Source organism: Cryobacterium sp. MDB1-18-1 (assembly GCF_004402735.1).
Lineage (GTDB): Bacteria > Actinomycetota > Actinomycetes > Actinomycetales > Microbacteriaceae > Cryobacterium > Cryobacterium glucosi.
In genome coordinates, this window is sequence record NZ_SOFR01000022.1 from 1 (window position 1) to 1,853 (window position 1,853).

Here is a 1,853-nt window from a genome sequence, read left to right on the forward strand (position 1 = left end):
CGGATCCCGCGAGCACCGCGGCTCCGTCCGGCCCGGCCACCGCGTCCGCGGGCCCGGCCGCCGCCGGAACTCCGGCAGCTGGCCCCCCGGCCGCAGACCCGCGCGGCGCCGAAGCACGCGAGGCGCAGCAGCAGTACCCCCAGCAGCGACCGGCGGAGAACCCGCAGGCCCAGTTCGGTCCGCGTGCCGGCTGGACCACCCGCGGACCGGACGACCAGTACATCCGCCGCGGACCCGTTCCGCCGCCGCCCTCGCCGGTCCGGCGGACGCCGATGGATCCGCGCGACAGCAGGCTCCCGCGCCAGGCCCCGGGGACCCCGTCGAACCCGCTCGATCCGGAGAGCTTCCAGTACCCGCCGGTGCGGCAGCATCTGCCGGCGCAGGAACCGCAGAACCCGGCGACCCGCCCGAACCCGCAGTACGGCGCGCCGTTGCCGATGCCGATCGAGCGGCGCCGGGCATTCGTCGATCGCCGCGACTCGGGCAAGGCCGGCCTGCCGTACCCGAACGACCGCCGTCGTCCGCCGGCCGACCGGCGCGATCCCCGGAACGCCGACACCTTCCCGGACGATCGTTACAGCCAGCACCCCGACACGTTCTACCGCGCCAGCCCGCAGCAGGATCCCGCGGGCCAGGACACGGGCCTCCCGTCTGCCCGGCCGCGGCACAGCACCGGCCCGGCGCCGGACGGCGACGCTCCGGTAGCGGACCGGCGGGCACCGCAGCAGCGACCTCCGGCCCAGCAGCACCAGCAGCCCCGGCCTCCGGCGCACGAGGAGCGCCGCCGGCGACCGGCATCCTTCGTTCCACCGGGCTTCGTGCCCATGGCCGACACTCCGACGGGGTCGATGCCGGCTGCACCCGCGGCCGGCGCCACCGGACTCCCGGGCGTCGACCCCCAGGCCGGTCCGATGTCGTTCGCCGATTTCGTGCTCGCCCGCGACGCGCAGTCCTGGATCCCCTACGTGGAGAACACGCTCCCGCCGACGCACCCGCGCCGCGCCGGCTGACCCGGCCGGGCGGTCAGGGGTGACTGCCTAGGCTTCCATGTCGTCGTGGGTGACGATGCGGATCAGCTCGACGCTGCCGTCCGGCTTCTGCCAGAAGTGCATCCGGCGCGCGGCCGGGGTGTTCTGCTCGATCGACACCCGCATGCAGCGGGCGCCGTCCCAGCGCAGCAGGTGCGGGTCTGCGGGACCTGCGCCCTGGCGCAGCGCGTGCAGGTGGCGGCCCTGCAGGGTCTTGACCCGTCCGGTCAGCACATCGACGGATGCCTTGAACGCCTTCGCGAGCTGCCCGTCGTCGAGCCCGCTCAGGGAATCCGCGAACCGGTCTGACAGGCCGTAGCTGTGCGGCAGCGGCCATTCCTCGCGGTCGGATTCCGGGACCCGGTCGACCCAGGCGAGGGCGATCTCGTGGCGGACCCAGCTGGTGGCATCTTCCCAGAGGGCGCGGCGGGACTCGTATTCGCTGCTGGGGGTGGGGGCGACGACGGTCCGGCGGGACTCGCGCAGCATCCGCTTCTGGGTGCGCTGCTCGTCGCGGAGTTCGGCGACGGTGTGTCGCAGGGTGCCGAGTTCGACGAGCGCGTCGCGGAGCTGCAGCTGCGCGGAGCGGGCCTGCTCGCGCAGGCGGGCGAGGTCGGACTCCGTGCTTCCCGCCTCGACGAGCTGCGCCTCGAGCCGGGTGATCTTCGCCTTCGCCTCGGCCAGGGAGAGCTGGGTGGACTGCAGGGCGGACACCGACGTCGGCGCGCACGGCGCCGGGGTCGGGCCGACGCGGAACGGGATCGCGCCGGGCGACCCCGCGGTCGCGGGTGTCGGCCGGCGCACGGCGTGCACGCGGCCGGGCCC

At 75.3% G+C, this 1,853-nt stretch carries 1 protein-coding gene and 1 pseudogene; one reads left to right on the forward strand and one right to left on the reverse strand.

Features of this window, described 5'->3' with window-relative positions; all coding sequences use genetic code 11:
• Positions 1 to 1,010, forward strand: a pseudogene (locus E3O50_RS19075) (hypothetical protein); the annotation flags it as partial.
• Between the two features lie 27 nt (positions 1,011 to 1,037).
• Here the strand turns inward: E3O50_RS19075 and E3O50_RS19080 are convergent.
• On the reverse strand, positions 1,038 to 1,853 hold an 816-nt coding region (locus E3O50_RS19080), incomplete at its 5' end, for a hypothetical protein (protein ID WP_198417054.1).